We start from the raw sequence: 24,653 nt of genomic DNA on the forward strand, positions 1-24,653 counted from the left end.
TCAACGCTGTGATTACGTTAACGTGGTAACTGGAAAACGAGCCGCATCGCGAGAAGTTGCGCGCGCCCTCGGGCGACGCAGCCCGGGGTGCGGTGACCGCCCGAGCACGCGGCGCACGATGCCGCACCACCTGGCGAGGACACCATGCCGAAGTCCAAGGTCCGCAAGAAGGACTCCCCCACCCCGGTGACCGATCGCCGCACGCCGGTGAAGGCGAAGGCGGTCGGCCCGTCGCACCCGATCTACGTCATCGTGATGTTGGGGATGATGGTGATCGGCCTGCTCTGGCTGGTGGTCAACTACATCGCCGGCGACAAGATCCCGTTCATGGTCGACCTGGGCGGGTGGAACTTCGCCGTCGGTTTCGCGTTCATGATCATCGGCCTGCTGATGACGATGCGCTGGCGCTGACCCGTAGCACGTTAGCTGAATGTGGTCGAGGTCCGAAGGGGTCAATCCCTTCGGACCTCACTCATCTCATCGACTTCTTGACGTTCGGTCAGCGAACAACACAGGTGTAACTCATCCCCAGTGGGGACAACTCCTGTGGATAACTCATCGGTAGCGGGTGGATAACGGTGGATGCGAGCGGATCCCGGCAGTGGTCGACGCCGATCGGACTGGTCACCTGCGGCTGGGCGCTCGCCGCGGCCGCGGCGCTGTGGTGGCTCCTCGCCGAGGAGGCGGTCGACCGGCTGTTCGTCGGCGTGCTGGTGCTGGCTCTGGCCGCCGTCTCCGCGCACGGCAGCATCTGCCGACCGCGACTGCGCGCGGACGCCGAGGGCATCACCGTGCGAACGTTGCTGGGCCGACGGCACTGGGCCTGGCCCACGGTGACGATCCGGGTCCGGCAGGACCGCCGCCTCGGCCGCACGGTACGGACCCTGGAGCTCGACGCGGACCCGCAGCTGATCGTGCTGACCAGGCTCGACCTGGGCACCGACCCGCAGGATGTCGCGGACGAGATCCGCGGCCTGCGCCGCTGACCCGTCAGCTACCCAGGCCGCAGCGGGTTTCCTCGCCGGAGCCGAAGCACACCACGTTGCCGAACTGCAGGTCGCGCGTCACCAGCATCGCGATCAGCACCACCAGCAGCGCCGCCAGCGCACCCGCCTGGACCAGCACCTGCCGCTGGCGAGGGGCGTAGACCAGCGCGGCGGTCGCGATCACGCCGATGACGAGCCCGCCGATGTGGCCCAGCAGGGAAATGCCCGGGATCACCACGCTGGCCACGATGTTGAGCGCGATCACCACCAGCACCGGCCGCAGGCTGACCTTCAGCCGCAGCGCGGCGATCGCGATGCCGCCCATCAGGCCGTACACGGCGCCGGACGCGCCGGCGACCGGCTGCAGCTCATCGCCGAGCAGGAACACCGCGGTGCTGCCGCCGAGCAGCGACAGCAGGTAGACGGCGCCGAACCGCACCCGCCCCAGCAGGAGCTCCAGGTCCCGGCCGATCACCCACAGCGCGATCATGTTCATCGCCAGGTGGAGCAGCCCGATGTGCAGGAACCCGGCGCTGATCAGGCGCCACCACTGCCCGCCCGCGACCAGGATCGGCCACAGCGCGAAGTCGGTGAACAGCGCGGAGGCGGAGTTGCCGGGGATGCTGCCGGCCTGCGCCGCGGTGAGCGCGAAGACCGCCACGTTGACCGCGATCAGCACCGGCACCAGGATCGGCTTCGCGGGCAGCCGGGCGCCGGCCACCGTCACCGGCTGCCGCATGCCGCGCTGCCCCTGCGCCACGCAGTCGACGCATTGCTGGCCGACCGCGGCATCGCGCAGGCATTCCGGGCACGACGGCCGCTCGCACCGGGTGCAGCGCAGCCCGGTGGGGCGGTCGGGGTGCCGGACGCAGGTCGGTAGCTGCGGCGGAGCCCCGTCCGATCCGGGCAGAGATCCGGGCGGAACAGTCACGTCAGACCTGCTCTCCGGTCGAGACCGCTTCGAATGGCCCTGGCGGCGGCGCGGGCAGCGGAACCTCGGGCATCGTCTCGCCGGGGACAGCCCCGACTGGGTGAACGACGCCCGAGGACCCGCGACGGCGCGAGCCGAGCCCCACGCCGCAAGCGGCTACGCCGCTTCCAAAAGCAAGCCTAGTAGGCCGGTTTTCAGCCGCGGTCGATCGAGACCTTCTCGATGACGATGTCGTTGACCGGGCGGTCCAGCCGGCCGGTCGCGGTGTTGCCGATCGCGTCGACGACGTTGCGCGACTCCTGGTCGGCGACCTCGCCGAAGATGGAGTGCTTGTAGTTCAGCCAGTCCGTGGCGCCGACGGTGATGAAGAACTGCGAGCCGTTGGTGTTCGGCCCGGCGTTCGCCATCGCCAGCAGGTAGGGCTTGGTGAACTGCAGCTCGGGGTGGAACTCGTCGGCGAACTGGTAGCCCGGGCCGCCACGGCCGGTGCCGGTCGGGTCCCCGGTCTGGATCATGAAGCCGGAGATGACGCGGTGGAAGATCACCCCGTCGTAGAACGGCCCGGAGCGCTCACCCTTGGCGTTGGGTTCCTTGTACTCCTTGGTTCCTTCGGCCAGGCCCACGAAATTGGCCACTGTCTTGGGCGCCTTGTCGGGGAACAGGTTGATCCGGATGTCGCCCTGCGAGGTGTGCAGGGTCGCGGTCACCTTCGTCCCAACGAGCGATCCGTTGTCTTCAGCCACCAGACCATCCTGCCATCGAAGAGGCCGAACGCCGTGTCTGGGTGCAATATGGGGCTGATCGCCGCCTGCCGGGCGGTGCCCACGCCGCGGGCGTGGGCCGGATAAGTCGACCGGCGAACGCCGGGCCGAGGAGGCACACGATGGACGAGGTGAAGGCGATGGCCCGAGCTGGCGAAAGCGTGGGCAAGGCGGTCGGGACGGGCTTGAAGTCCGCCCGCCACGGCGCGAAACGCGCCGGCGAGGTCGGGGTGGCGCTGTCCAAGCAGGCCGCCGCCCGCGCCGAGCAGGAACTTGCCAACCACGGCTACTCCGCCGACGAGTTGCAGGAGCGCATCACCCAGGCGACCACTGGGATGTCGCGCAAGGAGCTCGCCAAGCGAAGCCGCAAGGCGCGCAAGCAGTGGGACAAGAAGACCGAGAAGTCCCGCAAGCAGCTCGCCAAGAACACCACCGCGGCCCGCAAGGAGCTGGCCGCGATCATCGACCCGGGCAAGCCGAAGCGGCGGCGCAAGTGGCCGTGGGTGCTGCTGGTGCTGGCCGGGCTCGGCGCCGCGGTGGCAGTGGCGTTCTCCCGCCGCCCGGAGGAGCTGCCGATCGCGGAGGCCAACGACGGCTTCCCCAAGCGGGACACCCCGGCCCGCCACCGCGCGGAGCGCCCCGACGTGCCCGCGCAGACCGACGGCCAGTCGCACATCACGCCGGAACGATCCCGCTGACCTCGCACGCACGGGAGGCCGGGCCGGTTCGGCCCGGCCTCCCGCTCTTCGTCGTGTTGCACGTCACCTTCCGACCGGCTGGTCCGGTGGCCACGATGCTGACATGAGCGAACCGACCAGTTACGACCTGCACGCCTCCACGCACGTGTCCGCCACGCCGGACGAGGTCTACCGAGTCGCCAGCGACATCACGCGGATGGGCGAGTGGAGCCCGGAGTGCACCGGCGGCGAGTGGGCGTCCGGCGAACCGGGCACCGCCGGCGCCACCTTCAAGGGCCACAACCGGCACCGCGACGACGTCTGGACGACCGAGTGCGAGGTGACCGCGGCCGAGCCCGGCCGCCGGTTCGCCTGGGCGGTACGGAGCTACCAGCCGACGCCGGACAACTCGGTGTGGTCCTTCGAGATCGAACCCGACGGCGATGGCTGCACCCTGACCCAGCGCTTCCAGATGAAGCAGCCGCCCAGCCGGCTGGCGTCGATCAAGGAGAGCCTGCCCGCCGACCGGGCCGCCACCTTCTACGAGTTCCGCCGATCGCGGCTGCAGCAGGCCATGCAGCAGACCGTCGACGCGATCCGGGACGCAGTCCAGCGCTGACGTCAACTGGGGTTGACACTTCCCTGATTGTCAACATAAGTTGACAGCATGGCAGAAGCGACGGAACTCGCCTCCGCGGCGAGCAGCCGCGATCCGCGGATCGGCCTGCGAGCCGTTGCGGCGCTGCGGAAGCTGCTCGAACAACTTGAATCCGTCCAGGTCCGCAACGCCCGCAACCAGGGCTGGTCGTGGCAGGAGATCGCCGCGGAGCTCGGCGTTTCCCGGCAAGCCGTGCACAAGAAACACGGGAGGTCCTGATCATGTTCGAGAAGTTCGCCCCGACCACCCGGCAGGCGGTGGTCCGCGCGGTGCACGAGGCCGAGCAGCAGGGCGCCCCGGAAGTCACCGACGAGCACCTGCTGCTCGCACTCGTCGACGACCCGAACACCGCGGCGGGGCGCCTGCTGGCCGCGCACGAAGTGCAGCGCGATGCCGTCACGACGGCCTACCAGCAGGCGCGCCGGCTCGGGGGGCTGAGCACATCCGATGCGGAAGCGCTCCGCGAGCTGGGCATCGACGTGCACGACGTCGTCGCCAGCATCGAGCGCTCCCTCGGCGCGGACGCCCTCTCCCGCCGGCCAAGCCGACGGCGGCGCTTCTTCAAGTCGCACATCCCGTTCAGCACCGCGGGCAAGCGCCTGCTCGAAGCCACGCTGCGCGAGGCCATCGAGCTCGGCGACCGCCGCATCGGCGACGAACACCTCTTGCTCGCGCTGCTGCTCGGCAAGGGAGTCGCCGCGGAGCTGCTCGAACGCCACGGCATGACCTACCGAAGCGTTCGCGCATCCCTGCGCAGCGCGGCCTGAACCGGGAAACCGCTACGCCGCCTGCTGGGTCGGCTCGGCCTCGAACTCCTCCGCGGTTGCGGGGCGGCCGACTGCGGCAGCGCCGATCGCACCCAGCACGCCGACCACCGCGAAGGCGTAGAAGCCCCACGGGTACGCGATGCCGGCGGTGAGCATCGCGCCGCCGAGCAGCGGGCCGCAGATCGCCCCGATGCGCCCGATCCCCGCCGACCAGCCGAGCCCGGTCGCCCGGCTCTCCGCCGGGTACACGTGCCCGATGTAGGCGTAGACGAGCACCTGCGAGCTGAACACGAAGCAGCCCGCGATGAGCACCGCCACGTACACGCCGATGCCGGGCAGCTTGACGCTCAGCGCGGCGAGGAACACGGCCGAGGCCGCGAACCAGCCGATCGTCGAAAGCCGCGGCCCCACCCGGTCGGCCACCGCCCCGGCGACGACCAGCCCGATCACGGCCCCGATGTTCAGGGTCAGCAGCAGCCCCAGCGCGGCGCCCAGCGGATACCCGGCGGATTTCATGATCTGCGGCAGCCAGGTGTTGAGCCCGTAGACCAGCAGCAACCCCATGAACGAGGTGACCCAGAACGCGAGCGTGGCGCGGGTGAAACCGCCGCGGAACAGCGAAGCCACCGCGCCGGCGCCGCCGCTGAGCTTGCGCTCCGGTGCGGCCGCGCGCAGGAAGGAAGCCGATTCCGGCAGGTAGCGCAGCATCAGCGGAACGAGCACGAGCGCGGGCGCGGCCCCGATCACGAACATCGCGCGCCACCCGAGGCTCGGCAGCACGGCGATGCCGAGCAGCGCCGTGAGCACGGCGCCGACGTGGTAGCCGGTCATGATCGTGGTGGTGGCGCTGCCGCCCTTGCCCGCGCGGGCGTACTCGGTGACCAGCGCGATCGCGGTCGGCAGGCAGCCGCCGAGCCCGAGCCCGGCGAGGAACCGCAGCAACCCGAAGACGAAGACCGAAGGCGCGAGCGCGCACAGCGCGGTGAACACGGAGAAGCTGGCGACGGCGAAGATCAGCGCCTTCCGCCGGCCGACGACGTCGGTGATGGTGCCGATGGCCAGAGCGCCGATGGTCATGCCCACCAGGCCGACGGTGGAAACGACGGAAGCGCTGGCGGCAGTGAGCCCCCACTGCTTGGCGTCCAGCAGCACGGGCAACACGCTGCCGAGCACGACCAGGTCGAACCCGTCCAGCAACACGGCGGTCCAGCACAGGGGCAGAACCCAACGGGCCCGCCCGGCATCAACCTGGCTCGACATGCCACCTCCACTGCACCGTCGCAGAACCGGAATGCGCGAATGCTCCCCGGCGCAGAGGCCCGATCAACCACAGGACCTTCCACTGAACGGAATCGAAGCAAAACCGTCACCCGGCATCGGAACCCGTAAGAACGACGAATCCCCAGGTAACGACCCCGAATACCAAACCACCACGAAACCAGGACCGAACCCGCAACGAAACCGAGACCAACGAAACCAAATGTCCAAAGAGGACAACCAAACCGAGCGGAAGAACCAGCCGAAGGCGAAGGCGCACGCCGAGGTGGAGGTGGAGAGCAGCCCCGGGGAAGGCGAAGCCACCGATGTCCGACGGGATACCAGCAGCCAAGCCGACCAGCACGGAACCAGCACGGCTCGTCCCAGCCGAAGGCGGCACGAGCCATCACAGCCGAAGGCCGCACAAGCGTCACAGCCGAAGGCCGCACAAGCGTCACAGCCGAAGGCTGACCAACAACCAGGAAAAGCACCGACAGCCGAAGGCTGCCAATACCCAAACACAGCCGAAGGCTGACCAAAAGCCCGCAACAGGACGAACAGGCGCTACCCCACAAGCCAAGGCCGAACAAAAGGCCGAACGCCTCGAACGGCACAACGGGAAGCAGCCCAGCACTCCGACAGCCGAAGGCTGGAGAAACCCACGAAAAGGCTGGTCCATGAGCAGGCCGGGAACGCTCCTCAGGCGAGGAGCAGACAAAAAAAGACCCCCACACCGTGGGGGTCTGCGGGGGCTCGGCCCCCGCAAAATAATGACGCGGTAGTAAAGGCCCACGTTTTCCGTGGGCACACTCCACCGAACTAACGCGTGGAGACGAGGGGAATCGAACCCCTAACCCCCGCCTTGCAAAGGCGGTGCTCTGCCAATTGAGCTACGTCCCCGGCTATCGCAGCCCCACTCAGGTCTGCTGACCGGTGACGCGCGATGGCTGCCGGCTCAGCGGCCGACTCAAGCGCCCGGAGAAAGGATCAGGCCTCGGCGGTGGCTTCGCGCCACAGGTCGGCCTCAGCCTTGGCGGCCCGGTTGCGCCGGATGACGAACAGCACGACTCCAGCAACTGCGGCGAGTGCGAGCAGCTTCTTCACTTCCGGTCGCCTCCTAGCACGGCGTCAGCCCGAGCAGTTCTCGGAGCTGGGAAAAATTCCAGTGGGCCTAGAAGGACTTGAACCTTCGACCTCTTCGTTATCAGCGAAGCGCTCTAACCGCCTGAGCTATAGGCCCTTGGTGTGCTTCAAACACTACAGGACGCCTTCCGGCACCCGAAACGGGGGTCCCCGTTGAGATCTCGCCGGACGTGGCGATCCCGGTCAGGGACCGGAATCGCCACGTCAGCGGCTCATTCCCGCTCGGAGAGGGTGACCTCGACGCCGCCGGCGAAGTCGGCCGCCACGTTGTAGATGAACGCGGCCACCGTCGCCAGCGCGGTCACCAGCACGATGTTGATCGCGCCGATGATGGACGCGACGCCGAACACCCGGCCGGCGCTGATCAGCGGCTCGCTGGCCGCGTCGTCGGGCTGGGTCAGCTCGGTGAAGGTGCCGTTGAGCTGGTCCCACACGCCCATGCCGTCGAGCACGCCGTACAGCACCGCGACCGCGATCATCCACACGAAGAACAGCGCGACGCTGAGCACCAGGGCAAGCTTCAGCACCGACCACGGGTCCAGCCGCTTCACCTGCAGGCTGGCCCGCCGCGGGCCTCTGCTCGGCCGCCGCGCCGAGGCCGTCGGCGAGGTGCGGGTGGCCCCGGCGGCACCGGTGGCGCCGCCGGTGAACGACACGGTCGTCCGCGCGGCCTGCGGCACCTTGGTGCGCACCGTTTCCTGGTCCTGCACCTGCTTCGGGATGTTCTGCGTGTCAGCGACGTCCGAACCCGGGGCGGCGGCCGCCACCGGGGTGCCGGCCTCGCCTGGCGCGGTCGCCGAGGCACGTTGCCACGGTGGCGGTGCCTCGGTGCCGTGCAGGGCCTCCCCGTTGCCTTCGGCGTCCGGTTTGGCGGCCGAGCCGGACTCGGTGCCCTCGCCCCCGGTGCTGTCGTCGGCTGTCTGGGTGCTGACCGAAGCCCCGTCCGCATCCTGCTGCGGATCAGCCTGCTCCGGCTTCTCGGAAGGTGTCACGAGCGATCCTTCGATGATCGTCGGCGGCGGTGTGCGACGTGGTCTCCCACGGTTTTACTGCTGCTGCTCCGGCCCCGCAGCGTCCGGGTCGGCGGCCTCGTCGGCGTTGCGCGCGATCGCCACCAGCGCGGACCCCTCATCCAGGTTCATCAGACGAACCCCCTTCGTCTGCCTGCCGGCCTTGCGCACCTCCTTGGCGGTGGTCCGGATGACCCCACCGGTCGAGGTGATCGCATAGAGCTCGTCGTCGATCTCGACGATGAGAGCCCCCACCAGCCTGCCACGCCTGTTGTCGTACTGGAGAGTCAGCACTCCCTTTCCGCCGCGGCCCTGCACGGGGTAGTCATCGATCGGGGTGCGCTTCGCGTAGCCGCCGTCGGTCGCCACCAGCACGTACCGGTCCTCCCGGACCACGCCCATCGCCAGCAGCTCGTCGCCGTCGTTGAACCGCATGCCCAGCACGCCCGAGGTGGCCCGGCCCATCGGCCGCAGCGCCTCGTCGGTGGCGTGGAACCGGATCGACTGGCCCTCGGCGGACACCAGCAGCAGGTCGTCCTCGGCGGAGCACAGCACCGCGCCGACCAGCTCGTCGTCGTCCTTGAGGTTGACGCCGATCAGACCACCCGATCGGTTGGAGTCGAAGTCGGTCAGGCGGGACTTCTTCACCAGCCCGTTCCGGGTGGCCAGCACCAGGTACGGCGCCGCGGTGTAGTCCTTGATCTGCATGACCTGGGCGATCTGTTCGTCCGGCTGGAACGCCAGCAGGTTCGCCACGTGCTGGCCGCGCGCGGTGCGGTTGGCCTCCGGCAGCTCGTAGGCCTTCGCCCGGTAGACCCGGCCCTTGTTGGTGAAGAACAGGATCCAGTCGTGCGTGGAGCACACGAAGAAGTGCGACACGATGTCGTCCTGCTTCAGCTGCGCGCCCTGCACGCCCTTGCCGCCGCGCTTCTGCGCCCGGTACAGGTCGGTGCGGGTCCGCTTGGCGTAGCCGGTGCGGGTGATCGTGACGACCACGTCCTCGTCGGCGATGAGGTCCTCCATGGAGACCTCGCCCTCGAACGGGATGATCTTCGTGCGGCGGTCCTCGCCGTACTTGTCGACGATCTCCATCAGCTCGTCGCGGATGATCTGCCGCTGCCGCTCCGGCTTGGCGAGGATGTCCTTGAGGTCCTCGATCTCCCGCTCGATCTCGGCCAACTGGTCGACGATCTTCTGCCGCTCCAGGGCGGCCAGGCGGCGCAGCTGCATCTCCAGGATCGCGTTGGCCTGGATCTCGTCGACGTCGAGCAGCTCGATCAGCCCGGTGCGCGCGTCGTCCACCGTGGGCGACCGTCGGATCAGGGCGATGACCTCGTCCAGCATGTCCAGCGCCTTGACCAGACCGCGCAGGATGTGGGCGCGCTCCTCGGCCTTCTTCAGCCGGAACTTGGTGCGCCGGACGATGACCTCGACCTGGTGCTTGACGTAGTACCGGATGATCTGGTCCAGCCGCAGGGTGCGGGGCACGCCGTCGACCAGGGACAGCATGTTGGCGCCGAAGGTGGTCTGCAGCTGGGTGTGCTTGTAGAGGTTGTTCAGCACGACCTTCGGGATCGCGTCCCGCTTGAGCGTGACCACGATCCGCATGCCGCGCCGGCTGTTGGACTCGTCGGCGATGTCGGAGATGCCGGTGAGCTTGCCCTCCCGGTGCATCGAGGCGATGTTCTCGATGAGGTTGTCCGGGTTGACCTGGTAGGGCAGCTCGGTGACGACCAGCGTGGTGCGCCCCTTGTTGTCCTCTTCGACGTCGACGACGGCCCGCATCTTGATGGAGCCGCGACCGGTGCGGTACGCGTCGGCGATCGCGTTGGTGCCGAGGATGAGCGCGCGGGTCGGGAAGTCCGGGCCCTTGATCCGCTCGATCAGCGCTTCGAGCAGCTGCTCGTCTTCGGCTTCCGGGTTCTCCAGCGCCCAGACGACGCCGTCGGCGACCTCGCGCAGGTTGTGCGGCGGGATGTTGGTGGCCATGCCGACCGCGATCCCGCCACCGCCGTTGACCAGGAGGTTCGGGAATCGCGACGGCAGCACGGTGGGCTCTTGGGTGCGGCCGTCGTAGTTGTCGGCGAAGTCGACGGTGTCCTCTTCGATGTCGGCGAGCATGTGCATCGCCAACGGGGCCAGCCGCGACTCGGTGTACCGCATCGCCGCGGCCGGGTCGTTGCCGGGCGAACCGAAGTTGCCCTGGCCGTCGATCAGGGGGTGGCGCATCGACCACGGCTGGGCCAGGCGGACCAGGGTGTCGTAGATCGCCGAGTCGCCGTGCGGGTGGTAGTTGCCCATCACGTCGCCGACGACGCGGGAGCACTTCACGTAACCGCGGTCCGGGCGGAAGCCCGAGTCGTACATCGCGTACAGCACGCGCCGGTGCACCGGCTTGAGGCCGTCGCGCACGTCTGGCAGCGCACGGGCCACGATGACGCTCATCGCGTAGTCGATGTATGAGCGCTGCATCTCCTGCTGGATGTCGACCGGCTCGATCCGGCCGTGTTCCGGCGGCAGGATTTCCGTCATGCTCGTCCTTCGCTTTCCGGGAAGTTCGGGGGCTTAGCGGCGCGTGGCGTCACACGTCGAGGAAGCGGACGTCCTTGGCGTTGCGGGTGATGAACGAGCGCCGGGCCTCGACGTCCTCACCCATCAGCACGCTGAACAGCTCGTCCGCGGTCGCCGCGTCGTCCAGCGAGACCTGCAGCAGCAGCCGGGTCTCCGGGTTCATGGTGGTTTCCCACAGCTCGTCGGCGTTCATCTCGCCGAGACCCTTGTAGCGCTGGATGCCGTCGTCCTTGGGCAGCTTGCGGCCCGCGGCGGCGCCCTGCTCCAGCAGCGCGTTGCGCTCCTTGTCGCTGTAGGCGTACTCCGGCTCCGAGCGCGGCCACTTGATCTTGTACAGCGGCGGCTGCGCGAGGAACACGTGGCCGTTCTCGATCAGCGGGCGCATGAAGCGGAAGAGCAGCGTCAGCAGCAGGGTGCGGATGTGCTGGCCGTCGACGTCGGCGTCGGCCATCAGCACGATCTTGTGGTACCGCAGCTTGGACAGGTCGAACTCGTCGTGGATGCCGGTGCCCAGCGCGGTGATGATCGCCTGGACCTCGTTGTTCTTGAGGACCTTGTCGATCCGCGACTTCTCCACGTTGATGATCTTGCCGCGCAGCGGCAGGATCGCCTGGAACCGCGACTCGCGGCCCTCCTTCGCGGAGCCGCCCGCGGAGTCGCCCTCCACGATGTAGAGCTCGCACTCCTCCGGGTTGTTGGACTGGCAGTCCTTCAGCTTGCCCGGCAGGCCGCCGATGTCCATCGCGCTCTTGCGGCGCACCAGCTCCTTGGCCTTGCGCGCGGCCATCCGCGCCTGCGCCGAGGACACCGCCTTGTTGACGATCACCTTGGCCTCGGCGGGGTTGCGCTCGAACCAGTCGGTGAGCCACTCGAAGGCGGTGGTCTGCACGAAGGACTTGACCTCGGTGTTGCCCAGCTTTGTCTTGGTCTGGCCCTCGAACTGCGGCTCGCGGACCTTCACCGAGACGATCGCGGCGAGACCCTCGCGGACGTCGTCGCCGGTGAGGCTGCCGTCCTTCTCCTTGAGGAGCTTCTTCTCCTTGGCATAGCTGTTGACCACGCGGGTCAGCGCCGACCGGAAGCCCTCCTCGTGGGTGCCGCCCTCGTGGGTGTTGATGGTGTTCGCGAAGGTGTAGACCGACTGGTTGTAGCCGGAGTTCCACTGCATCGCGATCTCCAGCTCGGAGCCGCTGCCGGACGCGTTGAAGGACACCACCTTCTTGTGGATCGGCTCCTTGGTGGCGTTGATGTGCCGGACGAAGTCCTCCAGGCCGCCCGGGTAGTGGAAGGTGCGCTCGGTGGCGCGCGCGGCGGTGCCGGTCGCGTCCTCACCGGACTCGTCTTCCTCGGCGGCGCGCTCGTCGCGGAGGACGATGGTCAGGCCCTTGTTCAGGAAGGCCATCTCCTGCAGGCGGCGGGCCACCGTCTCGGCGTTGTACCTGGTGGTCTCGAAGATCGTCGGGTCGGCCCAGAAGGTGATGGTGGTGCCGGTCCGGTCGGTGGCCTCACCGCGCTCGACGTCGGAGACCGGCTTGGAGTCCTTGTAGCGCTGGCGCCACACGTGGCCGTCGAGGTGGATCTCCGCCTCCAGGCCGGTGGACAGCGCGTTGACGACCGACACGCCGACGCCGTGCAGACCACCGGAGACCGCGTAGGAGTCGCCGCCGAACTTGCCGCCCGCGTGCAGCACGGTGAGCACGACCTCGAGGGTCGGCTTCTTCTCCACCGGGTGGATGCCGACGGGGATGCCACGGCCGTCGTCGACGACGCGCACGCCGCCGTCGGCGAGGAGGGTGACTTCGACCCTGGTCGCGTACCCGGCCATCGCCTCGTCGACCGAGTTGTCCACGACCTCCTGGATCAGGTGGTGCAGACCGCGTTCGCCGGTGGAACCGATGTACATGCCGGGACGCTTGCGGACGGCCTCAAGGCCCTCAAGAACGGTGATGGATGAAGCGTTGTAATCGCTCTTCTTCGGTGCCACGGGCCTCGATTTCTCCTTGAGCCGACTGTGCTGGCAGGGTGATCGGTCGGTGCCGGTTCGTTCACGCCCCGCACCGCACCGCGGACCACTTCGGGGCGACTCGTCCGTCGGGGCCGCACCCTGATGCGTGCCGGCGCCTGCGCGCCTCGACGACCACGGCGATCGAAGGCATCGGCCACACCCTTTTCCGATTCTACTGGTCCCCCGTGACAGAAGTAGGGCAAGGACACCCCTGACTTCCTCACAGAGCGGAGAACTCGAATCAATCCACCATCCGAGAGCCGCGAGCGACCGCCGAGGGATCTCTGCCGCGATCGGCCGGTCGCCCGCGCGTCCGGAGGACAGCGCGCACCGCGAGGCTACTAGCCGTAGGTGTCCCGCGGGCCCCGTCCGGGAACGTGCCGGGGGCCGTGTCGCCAGCTGGGGGCGGCCGGGCCCTGCACCTTGATCCGGCGCACCACGTCGCGGCCGACGCCGTCGCTGATCCGCTTCAGGATCTGGCGCTGGAGCAGGCGCAGCTGGGTGGCCCACGCGGTGGACTGGGCCTGGACCGTGAGCTCGCCGTCCTTCAGCGCCACCGGCTTGGTGTGCTCGGCGACGTCGCCGCCGACCAGGGTGGCCCACTTGGCGAAGACCTGGCCGCCGGAGAGGTGCTCGGTCCAGCCGCGCTCGCTGGCGATCCGCGCGGCCAGCCGCCCCAGCGGCTGCGGGTCGCGGTCGTCCGGGCGAGGCCCCGACCAGCCACGACGGCGGCGTGTCCGGACGCCACCGCCCTTCTTCTTGGCGTCGCGGCGGCGGGCGGCGGACTGCTCGCGGGCGGCCTGCAGCGCGGCCCGGGCGAGGTCCGGCCCGGACAGCGCGGCGCCATCGGACCCGACCGGGACCTGTGCTGACGCCGCCGAGTTATCCACACCATCCACAGAGTTATCCCCAGATGTGGGCAAATCGGCGACCTTTCCCACCTCTGCGGTCACTCTGGGTGTACTTGACGACCGCGAACGGTTACTCGACACGTCGCACCTCGCCTTCGCGGACGTCGAATCGGGCGCCGGCGAGCTCCGGCGGCACGTCCTCCGCCACCGCCGCGGTCACCAGCACCTGCTCGGCGCCGGCGACCAGGTCGGCCAGCCGAGCCCGACGGCGGCGGTCGAGCTCGGCGAAGACGTCGTCCAGGATCAACACCGGCTCCGCGCCATCTTCGGTGAGCAGGTGGTAGGAAGCCAGCCGCAACGCCAGTACGAAGGACCAAGATTCTCCGTGGCTGGCGTATCCCTTCGCGGGCAGGTCGCCGAGCAGCAGTTCCAGGTCGTCGCGATGCGGCCCGACCAACGACACGCCGCGCTCGAGCTCCTGCGGCCGGACCCGCTCCAGCTCGGTGAGCAGGGCCGATTCCAGTTCGGCCGAGTCGGCGGCCTTGCCCAGCGGTACGCCGTAACCGGCGGGAAGCGACTCGCCGAGGCTGCTGCGGTAGCGGACGTCGGCCACCCGGACGGACGGCAAGGTGGCCTCGTCGGTGGCAGCGACGTTGGCATATGCACTGGTCACGTGCGGTGCGATGGCGGCGACCAGGTCGAGCCGGCCGGCCAGCAGCTCGGCGCCGCAGCGGGCCAGGTGGCCGTCCCAGACCTCCAGCGTCCGCACGTCCGCCGCCCCGCCGCCCCGCCGCGCCGCGCCCGCGGACTTCAGCAGGGCACTGCGCTGCTTGAGCACCCGGTCGTAGTCGGCGCGGACGCCCGCGTACCGGGGCGATCGCGAGACCAGCAGGTCGTCCATGAACCGGCGGCGCTCGCCCGGATCGCCGCGGACGATCGAGAGGTCCTCCGGCGCGAACAGCACGGTGCGCAGGATGCCGAGCACGTCGCGCGGCTTCGCGACGGCGCCGCGGTTGATCCGTGCGCGGTTGGCCTTGCCCGGCGTGATCTCCAGCTCGACCAGCAGCTCACGCCCGCTGTTGACCACGGCGGCCCGCACCACCGCGCGCGCCGCGCCGTCGCGGACCAGCGGCGCATCGGTGGCGACGCGGTGCGAGCCGAGGGTCGCGACGTACCCGATCGCCTCGACCAGGTTCGTCTTGCCCTGTCCGTTGGACCCGACCAGCACGGTGATGCCCGGCTCCAGGGCCAGGTCGGCGTGCGGCCAGGACCGGAAGTCGGTCACTTGCAGATGACGGACGTACACGACGATCCAACTTAGAGGTCGGCCCGCGCCGACCGGAGCCCTGCTGCCCCAGTCGGTCGGTGAGGTGGAGCGAACGGCCTGTTCGCCACGTTCTACGAGGTCAACGGTCCGTTCACACCAGGTCGGCAGGTGGTCCTGCGCGGCCGAACGGAACGTTCGCACCGGAATAACGGCGCCGAGCGGCCGTCGACCTGCATCTGGCGATTTGTCGACAAGGCGATCTGGCGATGTGTGCCCCTTCGCGGACCGGGGAGATTTGTCGACAAATCGACCCGACCCGCGAAGGCCGCGATCAGTCCTCGGTCTTCTGCACGGCGTGGCCGCCGAACTGGTTGCGCAGCGCCGCGACCGCCTTCATCGCCGGCGAGTCCTCCTGCCGCGAGGCGAACCGCGCGAACAGCGAGGCGGTGATCACCGGGGTGGGCACGGCGTTGTTGATCGACTCCTCGACCGTCCACCGGCCCTCGCCGGAGTCGCTGACGTAGCCGCGCAGCTCGGCCAGCTCCGGGTCCTCCTCCAGCGCGCGGACCAGCAGGTCCAGCAGCCAGGAGCGGACCACGGTGCCGCGGCTCCACGCCTTGATCGTCTCCGGCACGTTGGTGACCACGTCCGACGCGGACAGCAGTTCGAAGCCCTCGGCGTAGGCCTGCATCAGGCCGTACTCGATGCCGTTGTGCACCATCTTCGCGTAGTGCCCGGCACCCACCGGGCCGGCGTGCGCGAAGCCCTCCTCGCGCGGCCCCTCCGGGCGCAGCGCGTCGAAGATCGGCATGGCGCGCTCGACGTCCTCGGCGTCGCCACCGGCCATCAGGCCGTAGCCGTTCTTGGCGCCCCACACCCCGCCGGAGACCCCGACGTCGAGGTACTTGATGCCGTGCTCGGCGAGCAGCGCCGCGTTGGCCTGGTCGTCGGTGAACTTCGAGTTGCCGCCCTCGATCACCAGGTCACCGGCGGACAGCAGCCCGGCCAGCTCCTCGACCGTCTGACGGGTCGGGTCGCCGTGCGGCACCATGATCCAGACGATCCGCGGGCCGGCCAGCTTCTGCACCAGCTCCGCGATCGACGCGACATCGCTGACGTCCGGGTTGCGGTCGTAACCGACGACGTCGTGACCGGCGGCGCGCAGCCGCTCACGCATGTTGAAACCCATTCGGCCGAGACCGACAAGTCCGAGTTGCACCGGATCTCCCTCTGCGAGCTGTGTATCGACTGGTTGGTCGGCGCGGGTGGCCGGCCGCGGGGTGAGGACCTTCACCAGCTGAATCGATCCGACCGGAGCCTAGCCATCGGTGGCCGCGGCTCCGGCCGGGCAGTGCGCCGGATGTGACCCAGATCAGCCCGGGAGGCGGACCGGCATCAGGAGGTAGAGGTAGCCCTCCGCCACTTCGCCATCCTCGCCGACCGGCTTGACCAGCGCGGGGCGGTTGGCGGTCGTGAACTGCAGCTGGGCGCGTTCGGTCTTCATCGCGCCCAGGCCGTCGAGCAGGTAGCCCGGGTTGAACGCGATGGTCAGCGGCTCGCCGGAAAGCTCGATCGCGAGCTCTTCCTCGGCGCTGCCCTCGTCGTCGCCGCCGGCGGTCAGCCGCAGCACCCGGTCGGAGAACTCCAGCCGCACCTGGGTGCCGCGCTCGGCGACCAGCGACACGCGCTTGATCGCCTCGACCAGCGGGGCGACGTCGACGTTGGCGGTCACCGCGCTCTCGGCGGGCAGCAGCTGGCGGTACTTCGGGAACTCGGCGTCGAGCAGCCGGGTGGTGTTGCGGCGCGTGGTCCCGGACAGCCCGAGCAGGCCGTCGCCGGAAGCCAGCGAGATCTCCACCTTGCTGCCGCCGGCGCCCAGCGTCTTCGCCGAGTCGGCGAGCGTCTTGGCCGGGACGAGCACCGCGGTGTCGTCCATCGAGGTGCCCGGCTCCCAGGTGATCTCGCGCATCGCCAAGCGGAACCGGTCGGTGGCGACCATGGTCAGCTTGTCGTTGTTGATCTCCATCCGGATGCCGGTGAGCATCGGCAGCGTGTCGTCCTTGCCGGCCGCCACCGCGACCTGGCCGACGGCCTCGCTGAACAGATCGCCCGGGACCGAACCGGCGTGCTCGGGCATCGCGGGCAGTTCCGGGTAGTCCTCGACCGGCATGGTCGGCAGGCTGAACCGGGAGCTGCCGCAGGTGATGGTGACGCGGGAGCCGTCGACGGTGAGCTCCACCGGACGGGCCGGGAGCGCCTTGGTGATGTCGGCCAGCAGCCGCCCGGAAACGAGGGTGCGCCCGCTGTTGTCGATCGCGGCGTCGATGGTGACCTGGGCCGAGACCTCGTAGTCGAACCCGGAGATGGTCAGCGCCTCTCCGGAACTCGCGTCGAGCAGCACCCCGCCCAGCACCGGAACCGGTGGCCGTGACGGCAGGCTGCGCGCGACCCAGGCGACGGCGTCGGCGAGACCGTCACGTTCCACGCGGATCTTCATGGGTGTCCTTTCGGTTCCAGCCGTGGCTCGGCTGCCGAGAACTGTGTGTCGAGCTGGAGCGAAGCAGCTCATCGGGTCGTTGTGCCTCGTGTCCCCGCAATGAGGGCGAAGCGATCCCCCACGAGCGCCGTGCACGCGAAGTTCGGCCCGAGCTCGACCCGGAGTTCACGCCGGCGGCCTCCGCGGGAGTTCCACCGTAGAGCGTGCGACGCGATCTCCGCATCCGGGTCCGAGCAGTTCGTCAGGCCGTGCTGGCGGTCCGGGCGGAGTTGTCCACTTATCCACCGAGCCTTCTTCTCTTTTTCTTTTTTCTTCAAAGAGAAGAAATGAGAGCAGTAGTAGTAAGGGCTGTGAGTTGTGGGGACAAGTGGCGTTTGGGCTGGTCGGGTGGCGTGGTCGGGTGTGGATGAGCACGGGATGTAACCGGGGACTACGGCAACCGGGTGGTGGACAACTTCTGCCCCACCTCCATCAGTCCACAACCATCCCCAGTTGTCCACAGTTCCATCCACAGTTGTCGACCCAGTTGTACCCATCCCCTGCGGGTTTTGGGCCCCTCCACCGATCGGGCTGTGGGCAAAGCTGTGAGAGCGTTGTGGTCAACCCGGCTCCGCTCTGTGGGCAGACGGCTTCAACTTGTGCACAGCTTGTGGATGGATTGGGGAAAACTCCAGGTCAGGCCTGGGGATGGAAAATCTGTGGACAGCCAGCGCTCCGGTGGACTTTTTTGCCGGAGGGGTGAGGCGAAGACCACCCCGGTCCCCAGAAAAGTTCGGCGCGCCAACCTCTTCCACAACTGCGGAGCGCGCTTGATCGACCTCGGAACGTGGTGATTTGCTGTCCTGGCGCGGCCGGCGACGGCTCGATGCGCGCGCTTCGCGGCCTCCGGAGCCCGGCGCGGAACCCGAAGTTTTCTGCCAGAGCGGTCTGATCCGGGCCGGGCGGCCCAACAGAAACATCTCGCTGCCCCCGGCGGACCCCGAAGATCCCCTTCGAGCCCCGAGGCGACTCGAGGGGCGCGCTGCCATGCACGCCCGGATGCCGCCCCGCTGCGGGCTCGCCGGCGGCTCGCCGGACCGACGCCCTACAACGCTCGGCCGGAGAGCTTTCTGTTGACGGGGGTGGCTCGCGGCGGGGTGGGGTGGCAGAAAGATTCGCCGCGCGAGCCGAAGGGAATCACACCGGGAACCCCGAGATAGCCCGGCACAGGCCATCTGAGCGGGTCGACCCCTCTGACCTGGGCAGAAGCCGAGGATCCAGGCGAAGGTGGCTCGTTACCTCTTTTTCGCAAGAGCAACCGCCGCCGCGAAGCTCAACTCGACACGTCGTACGTAAGTCGGGGATCCCGGGGTCGAGAAGGCCTCTGAAGTTCCGCTACTTGCACCGCTACGCAGAAGAACCCCAGATTCCTTTAAAGAATCAGCGGGACTGCTGCTTGATGCGGGCGGTGAGCTCCTGGACGTGCTCGTACACGCGGCGCCGCTCCGCCATCTCCTTGCGGATCTTCTTGTCCGCGTACATCACCGTGGTGTGGTCGCGGCCGCCGAAGTACTGGCCGATCTTCGGCAGCGACGAGTCGGTCAGCTCCCGGCACAGGTACATCGCGATCTGCCTGGCCTGCGCCAGCGCCTTGGTCTTGCCCGGGCCGCACAGGTCGTCGATGGTCACGCTGAAGTAGTCCGCGGTCACGGCCATGATCGTCGGCGCCGTGATCTCCGGGGTCTGCGAGTCCGGGATCAGGTCGCGCAGCACGATCTCGGCCAGCTGCAGGTCGACCGGCTGCCGGTTCAGCGACGCGAACGCCGTGACCCGGATCAGCGCGCCCTCCAGCTCGCGGATGTTGCGCTCGATCCGGGACGCGATGAACTCCAGCACGTCGGCCGGCGCGTTCATCCGGTCCTGGGCGGCCTTCTTGCGCAGGATCGCGATCCGCGTCTCCAGCTCGGGCGGCTGGATATCGGTGATCAGGCCCCACTCGAACCGGGTGCGCAGGCGGTCCTCCAGGGTCCGCAGCCCCTTCGGCGGCCGGTCAGAGGACACCACGATCTGCTTGTTCGAGTTGTGCAGGGTGTTGAAGGTGTGGAAGAACTCCTCCTGGGTGCCTTCCTTGCCCTCCAGGAACTGGATGTCGTCCACCAGCAGCACGTCGACGTCGCGGTACCGGCGCTGGAACGCCACCTGCCGGTCGTCGCGCAGCGAGTTGATGAAGTCGTTGGTGAATTCCTCGGTGGACACGTAGCGGACGCGCATCCCGGGGAACAGCCGCTGGGTGTAGTGCCCGACCGCGTGCAGCAGGTGCGTCTTGCCGAGCCCGGACTCGCCCCAGATGAACAGCGGGTTGTACGCGCGGGCCGGCGCTTCCGCCGCGGCGACGGCGGCGGCGTGCGCGAACCGGTTCGAGGAGCCGATGACGAACGTGTCGAAGGTGTACTTCGCGTTCAGCCTGGTCTGCGAGGTCGGCGGCGCGTGCTTCGGCGCGGTGAACGGCTGGCCCTGCGGCGGCTCGCCCCGGCCGAAGGTCGGCCAGATCTCGTTGCCGTTCTCCTCGGCTTCCGGCTCGGGCGCGCTCTCCGGCTCGGCATCCGCCTCGTCGGCCTCCAGCGGCTGCGGGACGTCGCCACCCGGCCACTTGAACTCGGCGGTCGGGAAGTCGATCTCGGGTTTCGGGTCCGGCGCGGCGTGCCGCCCTTCGACGACGGGCGGGATCGAGCCGGTGTGCGCGGTGTGGCCGAACGCGTCGGTGCCCCGGCCGAAGCTCGTCGCGGGGACGTAACCGGGCGTGGGCTGATCGGCGCCGGGCGGGGCGGCGCGGCCGGACCAGGAGTCGGCCGGCGCGGGCGCCGCGACCGGGCGGGTGGGCGCGGGAACCGCGGTGTCCACCTTCACCGCGAGCGATACGGCGCGGCCGAGGCGGCGCGACAGCGCGTCGGTGATCGGATCGCGCAGGGCGCGCTCGATGGCTTCCTTGGCGAAATCACTGGGCGCGGCGAGCAGCGCGGTCCCGTCCAGCAGCCCGATCGGCCGGGTCACCCGCATCCAGGCGCGCTGCTGTGGTGAGAGGGTGCCGGAGGACAGCTCCTGCACCACCTCTTCCCAAACTCGACCGAGATCGGATTGGTGGTCGGACACCGCCTTGCTCCCCTCCCCTCGCTCGCGCAGCCCCCGGTGCGGTCCCGGGGCCTGGCTCCCACGATGCTCGGGCGCGTTCGGTGTCACGGGACAGTGGGGCCAGACTCCTGTGGACACCTGTTCGAGCAGGTGTCCACAGAGTTGTCCACAACTTGTGTATGAAGGTACGGCAGGCCGGTCCGGTGATCCCCCCTGGGGCCGTCGTACCGCTGCGATCCAGGTCAGGGCCTCCCCACAGAGTCCGGTGCTCCCACCCACCGGTCCGCGAATCGCAGGGGGGCACGCTAACAAGGTCACGCCACGCTTACAAGCGAGTCCCGGAGATGCCAGGAAGATCGCGATGTGGCAGCCTGTTGGCCGTCGGCGCGGGCTGTCGCTTCCACATGACGACCCCGGTTAAGCGCCCCTCGTCGCCAGTGCGTACCCTCGTACAGTCCCCCGCTTCCTGAGCGGGCATGTCGCTGCGCCGAGATTCCGGCGCCGTGCACCGCTCGGTGTTGCCGATCGCCGCACGTCCGGCGACTGCGGCTCGCGAGGCAGGGACACCTTGACCGAACCGTGGTTCACCGTGGCCATCGGTGCCTGTAGTAACCGGGAGATCCGACCGTGAGCAAGGGCAAGCGCACTTTCCAGCCGAACAACCGCCGCCGTGCCAGGAAGCACGGGTTCCGGCTGCGCATGCGCACTCGGGCCGGCCGGGCCATCGTGGCCTCGCGCCGTCGCCGGGGTCGCGCGCAGCTGACTGCCTGATCGCGTCCGGCCGTGCTTCCCGCGGCAGCCCGGCTGACCAAGAACCAGGAGTTCCGCCTGGTGGTCCGTCGTGGTCGTCGGGCCGGTCGGTCCCGCTTGGTGGTCCACGTTCTACGTGCGGACCAGGCACGGGACCTCGGTTCGCACCGCACCGGCGAGGCCTTACCGGAAGCCGAGGCGAATACGGCACCCACCCGGAAATCGGATATCACGACCCGGGTGGGTTTTGTCGTGAGCAAGGCCGTGGGCACGGCGGTGATCCGGCACCGGGTCACCCGCCGCCTCCGGCACCTGATGCGCGACCTCCTGCCCGCGTTGCCCGCTGGCACACTGGTGGTGGTCCGCGCCCTGCCACCGGCAGCAGGTGCGTCCAGCCGTGAACTCGGTGCGGACCTCGACGCGGCGCTGCGCAAGCTCCGCGTCATCGCCCCCGATGTTCCGGCGACGGGTTCCAGGTGATGGCTCCGGACGAGCAGCAGGACGACAGGCTCCGCGCCCCCGCTCGGCGCCCGAGCCCGCTCGCCTGGGTGCTGCTCGGTCCGGTGCACGTCTACCGCAAGGTGATCTCGCCACTTCTGCCGCCTTCGTGCCGGTTCTACCCGAGCTGCAGCACCTATGCGGTCGAGGCGCTCACCGTGCACGGCCTGTTCCGCGGCGGCTGGTTGACGTTGCGCAGATTGCTGCGCTGCGGCCCCTGGCACCCTGGAGGCCTGGACCCGGTCCCACCGCCCCGTGAGCGGTCCGCGGCGGGTGGCCGCGTACCCGAGAAACCTGCCGAGGAGTAGCCCGCGTGCTGGACTTCATCTACTACCCGGTGTCGGCCATCCTGTGGTTCTGGCACAAGGTGTTCGGCTTCGTGCTGGATCCGGCCAGCGGCTACGCCTGGGCACTGGCGGTCATCTTCCTGGTCTTCACGCTGCGCGCGCTGCTGTTCAAGCCGTTCGTGCACCAGGTGCGGTCGATGAAGAAGATGCAGGAGTTCGCGCCGCAGATCCGCGAGCTGCAGGCCAAGCACGGCGACGACCGGCAGAAGCTGGCCGCCGAGATGCAGAAGCTGCAAGCCGAGCAGGGCTTCAACCCGCTCAGCGGCTGCCTGCCGATCCTGGTCCAGGTCCCGGTGTTCATCGGGCTCTTCCAGGTGCTCAACGGGTTCAAGCCGGGCGCGCCCTCGAACTACATCTTCAACGCCGACGACGTCGCCTCGTTCGTGGCGGCCGACCTGTTCGGCGCCAAGCTGTCGAACACCATCAGCCAGGCCCCCGAGGTGCTCGCGACGTTCGGCACGGCCCGCTGGGACATGATGCTGGTCGGCGTGCCGCTGATGATCGCCGCCGCGATCGCCACGCACTTCACCGCGCGCCACTCGGTGCAGCGGCAGACCGCGGACGCCGCGGCGAACCCGCAGACGGCGATCATGAACCGGATGACGTTGTGGATCTTCCCGATGTTCGCGATCATCGGTGGTCCGTTCCTGCCGCTGGCCATTCTGATCTACTGGCTGGCCAACAACTTCTGGACGCTGGGTCAGCAGCGGGTGGTGTACAGCCGGATCGACCGCGAGGAGGCTGCGCTGGCCGGCGCGCCCGCGGTCGTCGAATCCACCGCGGTGGAGACCGACACCACGCGCAGCGCGGACCCGGTGGCCAAGGACGAACCCGGTGAGATCCCCGGGGTGATCGAAGACCGCTCTCGCGACGCGGACAAGCCGGGCGAGTCCCGCTGAATTCGTCGCGAACCCTGGAGAGGAGACACCCAGTGTCCGAAACCGTGCAGGAGTCGAGCCCGTCCGCGGCCGAACCCCAGAACGAAGAGACCGCCGAGAAGTCCGAGGTGTCGAACACCGAGGCGCTCCTGGTGCAGGAGGGCGACATCGCGGGTGACTACCTCGAGCGGCTGCTCGACCTGCTGGACTACGACGGGGACATCGACCTCGACGTGGAGGCAGGCCGTGCGGTGGTGAGCATCGACGGCGGCGAAGACCTGGAGAAGCTGGTCGGCAGCCGCGGTCAGGTGCTGGAGTCGCTGCAGGAGCTGACTCGGCTCGCGGTGCAGCAGGAGACCGGCGTCCGCAGCCGACTGATGCTGGACGTCGCCGGCTGGCGGGCGGGCCGTCGGCAGGAGCTGACGGAGCTCGGGCGGTCGACCGCCGAGGGCGTGCTGGAGAGCGGCAAGGAGGCGCGACTGCGCCCGATGACCCCGTTCGAGCGGAAGATCATCCACGACGCGGTCGCGGCCGTCGACGGTGTCCACAGCGAGAGTGAAGGCGAAGAGCCCAACCGCAAGGTCGTCGTCTTCAAGAGCTAAGAGAATGGACGGCTCGTTCTGCGTGGCGGTGCGGGTGCCGGCTGCGAGGGCGGGCCAAGCGGCTGCGCCGCTTGCGAATGGCTCGGGTGGCATCTGGTTGAGCTTCGCAGTTGCGGTTGGTTGAACTGAATATCCTGATCCGGTGCTCCTGTCCGATACGGCAGGAGCACCGGTGTGTTTGGGTCGTGTTCCACGTGAAACATCGTCGAACGCGGCACCCCTCCCCGCCGGCCTGCGAGCCCGAAGCGGTGGGTTTCACGTGAAACGTGGGTTGATGCTTGGCTGCGGAGCGCAATCCGGCAGGCTTAGGTCAGACACCTGGTTCCACGTGAAACATCGGGGTGAATGCTTTGTCCGAAGGTGTGCCGGCGGCGGCGCAGGTCGTGTTCGGTGAGCGAGTGGCGTTGGCCGAACGGTTCTACGACCTGCTCCAGGAGCACGGAATCCGCCGCGGATTGATCGGTCCGCGCGAGTTGGACCGGCTCTGGGAAAGACATTTGTTGAACTCTGCGGTCATTGCGGAGTTGCTGCCACCGAATTGCCGGGTGTTGGACGTAGGCTCTGGGGCGGGGCTGCCGGGCATCCCGTTGGCGATCGCCCGCCCGGATCTCAGCCTGACCCTGTTGGAGCCGATGGCTCGACGGGTGACGTGGTTGCAGGAAGTCATCACCGAGTTGGCGCTCACCGTCGAGGTGGTGCGCGGACGTGCCGAGGAGGGCCCGGTGCGCGAACGGCTGGCCGATCAGGACGCCGTGACCGCGCGCGCCGTGGCACCGATGGAACGGCTCGCGAAGTGGTGCGTCCCGCTGCTGCGGACGGGCGGCCGGCTGCTCGCAATGAAAGGCGAGAGTGCGGCGGAAGAACTCGAACGGGACGCCGCGGCGATCGCCGCGGTCGGTGGCGGCCCCGGCGAGGTGGTTTCGTGCGGCGTCGGCGTGCTCGAAGTGCCGACGACCGTCGTCGTGGTGGAGCGGGTCTCGGCGGCCCGAAATGCGTCCGGTCGGCGTCGTGACGGTGCACGTCGAACGAGAAAGGATCGTGGACGGTGAATCCGGAGTCAAACGGATCGGGTCGTGTTTCACGTGAAAC

The 24,653-nt window shown here is 68.9% G+C and carries 23 protein-coding genes, 2 tRNA genes and 1 pseudogene; 12 read left to right on the forward strand and 14 right to left on the reverse strand.

The window, feature by feature from the left end:
* The first annotated feature begins 144 nt into the window (after positions 1–144).
* Complete coding sequence (gene crgA, locus E1288_RS01350) at positions 145–411, forward strand: cell division protein CrgA (protein WP_132479410.1); 267 nt, start codon at positions 145–147, stop codon at positions 409–411.
* Between the two features lie 167 nt (positions 412–578).
* Positions 579–986, forward strand: coding sequence for a PH domain-containing protein (locus tag E1288_RS01355; protein ID WP_132479411.1), 408 nt, complete (start codon positions 579–581; stop codon positions 984–986).
* A 4-nt stretch (positions 987–990) separates the two neighbouring features.
* On the opposite strand, the gene E1288_RS01360 is transcribed toward E1288_RS01355, so the two are convergent.
* Together E1288_RS01360 and E1288_RS01365 are read right to left on the reverse strand one after the other, a co-directional pair.
* Entirely contained in the window at positions 991–1,917 is a 927-nt protein-coding gene (locus E1288_RS01360; RefSeq protein ID WP_132479412.1) for a rhomboid family intramembrane serine protease, read from the reverse strand.
* 194 nt (positions 1,918–2,111) lie between these two features.
* Positions 2,112–2,660, reverse strand: coding sequence for a peptidylprolyl isomerase (locus E1288_RS01365; RefSeq protein WP_207954105.1), 549 nt, complete (start codon positions 2,658–2,660; stop codon positions 2,112–2,114).
* A gap of 140 nt (positions 2,661–2,800) precedes the next feature.
* Between E1288_RS01365 and E1288_RS01370 the strand changes: the two genes are divergently transcribed.
* From E1288_RS01370 to E1288_RS01385, 4 genes are all read left to right on the forward strand, one after another.
* Positions 2,801–3,376: a hypothetical protein gene (locus E1288_RS01370; protein WP_132479413.1), complete on the forward strand. Its 576-nt coding sequence runs from the start codon at positions 2,801–2,803 to the stop codon at positions 3,374–3,376.
* A 103-nt stretch (positions 3,377–3,479) separates the two neighbouring features.
* On the forward strand, positions 3,480–3,974 hold the full coding sequence (locus E1288_RS01375) for an SRPBCC family protein (protein ID WP_132479414.1): 495 nt from the start codon (positions 3,480–3,482) through the stop codon (positions 3,972–3,974).
* A 48-nt stretch (positions 3,975–4,022) separates the two neighbouring features.
* Positions 4,023–4,232, forward strand: a complete 210-nt coding sequence (locus E1288_RS01380; protein WP_093260818.1) for a helix-turn-helix domain-containing protein — start codon at positions 4,023–4,025, stop codon at positions 4,230–4,232.
* Positions 4,233–4,234: 2 nt separating this feature from the next.
* Positions 4,235–4,780, forward strand: a complete 546-nt coding sequence (locus tag E1288_RS01385) for a Clp protease N-terminal domain-containing protein (protein WP_132479415.1) — start codon at positions 4,235–4,237, stop codon at positions 4,778–4,780.
* A gap of 12 nt (positions 4,781–4,792) precedes the next feature.
* On the opposite strand, the gene E1288_RS01390 is transcribed toward E1288_RS01385, so the two are convergent.
* The 12 genes and pseudogenes from E1288_RS01390 to dnaA form a co-directional block, all read right to left on the reverse strand.
* A complete protein-coding gene (locus E1288_RS01390) occupies positions 4,793–6,040 on the reverse strand; it encodes an MFS transporter (RefSeq protein ID WP_132479417.1) in 1,248 nt (415 codons plus the stop codon).
* 824 nt (positions 6,041–6,864) lie between these two features.
* Positions 6,865–6,937: transfer RNA gene (locus tag E1288_RS01395), tRNA-Ala, on the reverse strand.
* Between the two features lie 96 nt (positions 6,938–7,033).
* Positions 7,034–7,141: pseudogene (locus E1288_RS48535) on the reverse strand (DLW-39 family protein); the annotation flags it as partial.
* Between the two features lie 62 nt (positions 7,142–7,203).
* Positions 7,204–7,277, reverse strand: a tRNA-Ile gene (locus E1288_RS01400).
* A 115-nt stretch (positions 7,278–7,392) separates the two neighbouring features.
* Complete coding sequence (locus E1288_RS01405) at positions 7,393–8,172, reverse strand: DUF3566 domain-containing protein (protein ID WP_132479419.1); 780 nt, start codon at positions 8,170–8,172, stop codon at positions 7,393–7,395.
* A gap of 54 nt (positions 8,173–8,226) precedes the next feature.
* Entirely contained in the window at positions 8,227–10,722 is a 2,496-nt protein-coding gene (gyrA, locus tag E1288_RS01410) for a DNA gyrase subunit A (protein ID WP_132479421.1), read from the reverse strand.
* Between the two features lie 49 nt (positions 10,723–10,771).
* Entirely contained in the window at positions 10,772–12,745 is a 1,974-nt protein-coding gene (gene gyrB, locus E1288_RS01415) for a DNA topoisomerase (ATP-hydrolyzing) subunit B (protein WP_132479423.1), read from the reverse strand.
* 362 nt (positions 12,746–13,107) lie between these two features.
* Positions 13,108–13,656, reverse strand: a complete 549-nt coding sequence (locus tag E1288_RS01420) for a DUF721 domain-containing protein (protein ID WP_235883270.1) — start codon at positions 13,654–13,656, stop codon at positions 13,108–13,110.
* A 91-nt stretch (positions 13,657–13,747) separates the two neighbouring features.
* Positions 13,748–14,923, reverse strand: coding sequence for a DNA replication/repair protein RecF (recF, locus tag E1288_RS01425; protein WP_132479425.1), 1,176 nt, complete (start codon positions 14,921–14,923; stop codon positions 13,748–13,750).
* A 292-nt stretch (positions 14,924–15,215) separates the two neighbouring features.
* The gene (gene gnd, locus E1288_RS01430) at positions 15,216–16,103 is read right to left on the reverse strand and encodes a phosphogluconate dehydrogenase (NAD(+)-dependent, decarboxylating) (protein WP_132479427.1); all 888 of its coding nucleotides are present in this window, start codon (positions 16,101–16,103) and stop codon (positions 15,216–15,218) included.
* Positions 16,104–16,256: 153 nt separating this feature from the next.
* Positions 16,257–17,381 (reverse strand): DNA polymerase III subunit beta, encoded by a 1,125-nt coding sequence (dnaN, locus tag E1288_RS01435; RefSeq protein ID WP_132479429.1) that lies wholly within the window; start codon positions 17,379–17,381, stop codon positions 16,257–16,259.
* Between the two features lie 1,419 nt (positions 17,382–18,800).
* On the reverse strand, positions 18,801–20,510 hold the full coding sequence (gene dnaA / locus E1288_RS01440; RefSeq protein ID WP_132479431.1) for a chromosomal replication initiator protein DnaA: 1,710 nt from the start codon (positions 20,508–20,510) through the stop codon (positions 18,801–18,803).
* A 606-nt stretch (positions 20,511–21,116) separates the two neighbouring features.
* On the opposite strand from dnaA, the gene rpmH reads away from it, so the two are divergent.
* From rpmH to rsmG, 6 genes are all read left to right on the forward strand, one after another.
* Positions 21,117–21,260, forward strand: a complete 144-nt coding sequence (rpmH, locus tag E1288_RS01445; protein ID WP_083822226.1) for a 50S ribosomal protein L34 — start codon at positions 21,117–21,119, stop codon at positions 21,258–21,260.
* A 12-nt stretch (positions 21,261–21,272) separates the two neighbouring features.
* Entirely contained in the window at positions 21,273–21,719 is a 447-nt protein-coding gene (gene rnpA, locus E1288_RS01450; RefSeq protein ID WP_132479433.1) for a ribonuclease P protein component, read from the forward strand.
* Complete coding sequence (gene yidD / locus E1288_RS01455; protein ID WP_093260838.1) at positions 21,719–22,045, forward strand: membrane protein insertion efficiency factor YidD; 327 nt, start codon at positions 21,719–21,721, stop codon at positions 22,043–22,045. Before rnpA ends, yidD begins: the two co-directional genes overlap by 1 nt.
* 5 nt (positions 22,046–22,050) lie before the next feature.
* Positions 22,051–22,983 (forward strand): membrane protein insertase YidC, encoded by a 933-nt coding sequence (yidC, locus tag E1288_RS01460; RefSeq protein WP_132479435.1) that lies wholly within the window; start codon positions 22,051–22,053, stop codon positions 22,981–22,983.
* A 32-nt stretch (positions 22,984–23,015) separates the two neighbouring features.
* Positions 23,016–23,564, forward strand: a complete 549-nt coding sequence (locus E1288_RS01465) for a Jag family protein (RefSeq protein ID WP_132479437.1) — start codon at positions 23,016–23,018, stop codon at positions 23,562–23,564.
* Between the two features lie 350 nt (positions 23,565–23,914).
* Entirely contained in the window at positions 23,915–24,613 is a 699-nt protein-coding gene (gene rsmG, locus E1288_RS01470) for a 16S rRNA (guanine(527)-N(7))-methyltransferase RsmG (protein ID WP_132479439.1), read from the forward strand.
* Positions 24,614–24,653: the final 40 nt, after the last annotated feature.

Source organism: Saccharopolyspora elongata (assembly GCF_004348985.1).
GTDB classification, from domain to species: domain Bacteria; phylum Actinomycetota; class Actinomycetes; order Mycobacteriales; family Pseudonocardiaceae; genus Saccharopolyspora; species Saccharopolyspora elongata.

What these genes read in the sequence shown, in the direction of transcription:
- crgA (WP_132479410.1), top strand. Translation starts at nt 145, where the DNA reads ATGCCGAAGTCCAAGGTCCGCAAGAAGGACTCCCCCACCCCGGTGACC.
- E1288_RS01370 (WP_132479413.1), top strand. Translation starts at nt 2,801, where the DNA reads ATGGACGAGGTGAAGGCGATGGCCCGAGCTGGCGAAAGCGTGGGCAAG.
- E1288_RS01375 (WP_132479414.1), top strand. Translation starts at nt 3,480, where the DNA reads ATGAGCGAACCGACCAGTTACGACCTGCACGCCTCCACGCACGTGTCC.
- E1288_RS01380 (WP_093260818.1), top strand. Translation starts at nt 4,023, where the DNA reads ATGGCAGAAGCGACGGAACTCGCCTCCGCGGCGAGCAGCCGCGATCCG.
- E1288_RS01385 (WP_132479415.1), top strand. Translation starts at nt 4,235, where the DNA reads ATGTTCGAGAAGTTCGCCCCGACCACCCGGCAGGCGGTGGTCCGCGCG.
- E1288_RS01390 (WP_132479417.1), bottom strand. Translation starts at nt 6,040, where the DNA reads ATGTCGAGCCAGGTTGATGCCGGGCGGGCCCGTTGGGTTCTGCCCCTG.
- gyrA (WP_132479421.1), bottom strand. Translation starts at nt 10,722, where the DNA reads ATGACGGAAATCCTGCCGCCGGAACACGGCCGGATCGAGCCGGTCGAC.
- dnaN (WP_132479429.1), bottom strand. Translation starts at nt 17,381, where the DNA reads ATGAAGATCCGCGTGGAACGTGACGGTCTCGCCGACGCCGTCGCCTGG.
- yidD (WP_093260838.1), top strand. Translation starts at nt 21,719, where the DNA reads ATGGCTCCGGACGAGCAGCAGGACGACAGGCTCCGCGCCCCCGCTCGG.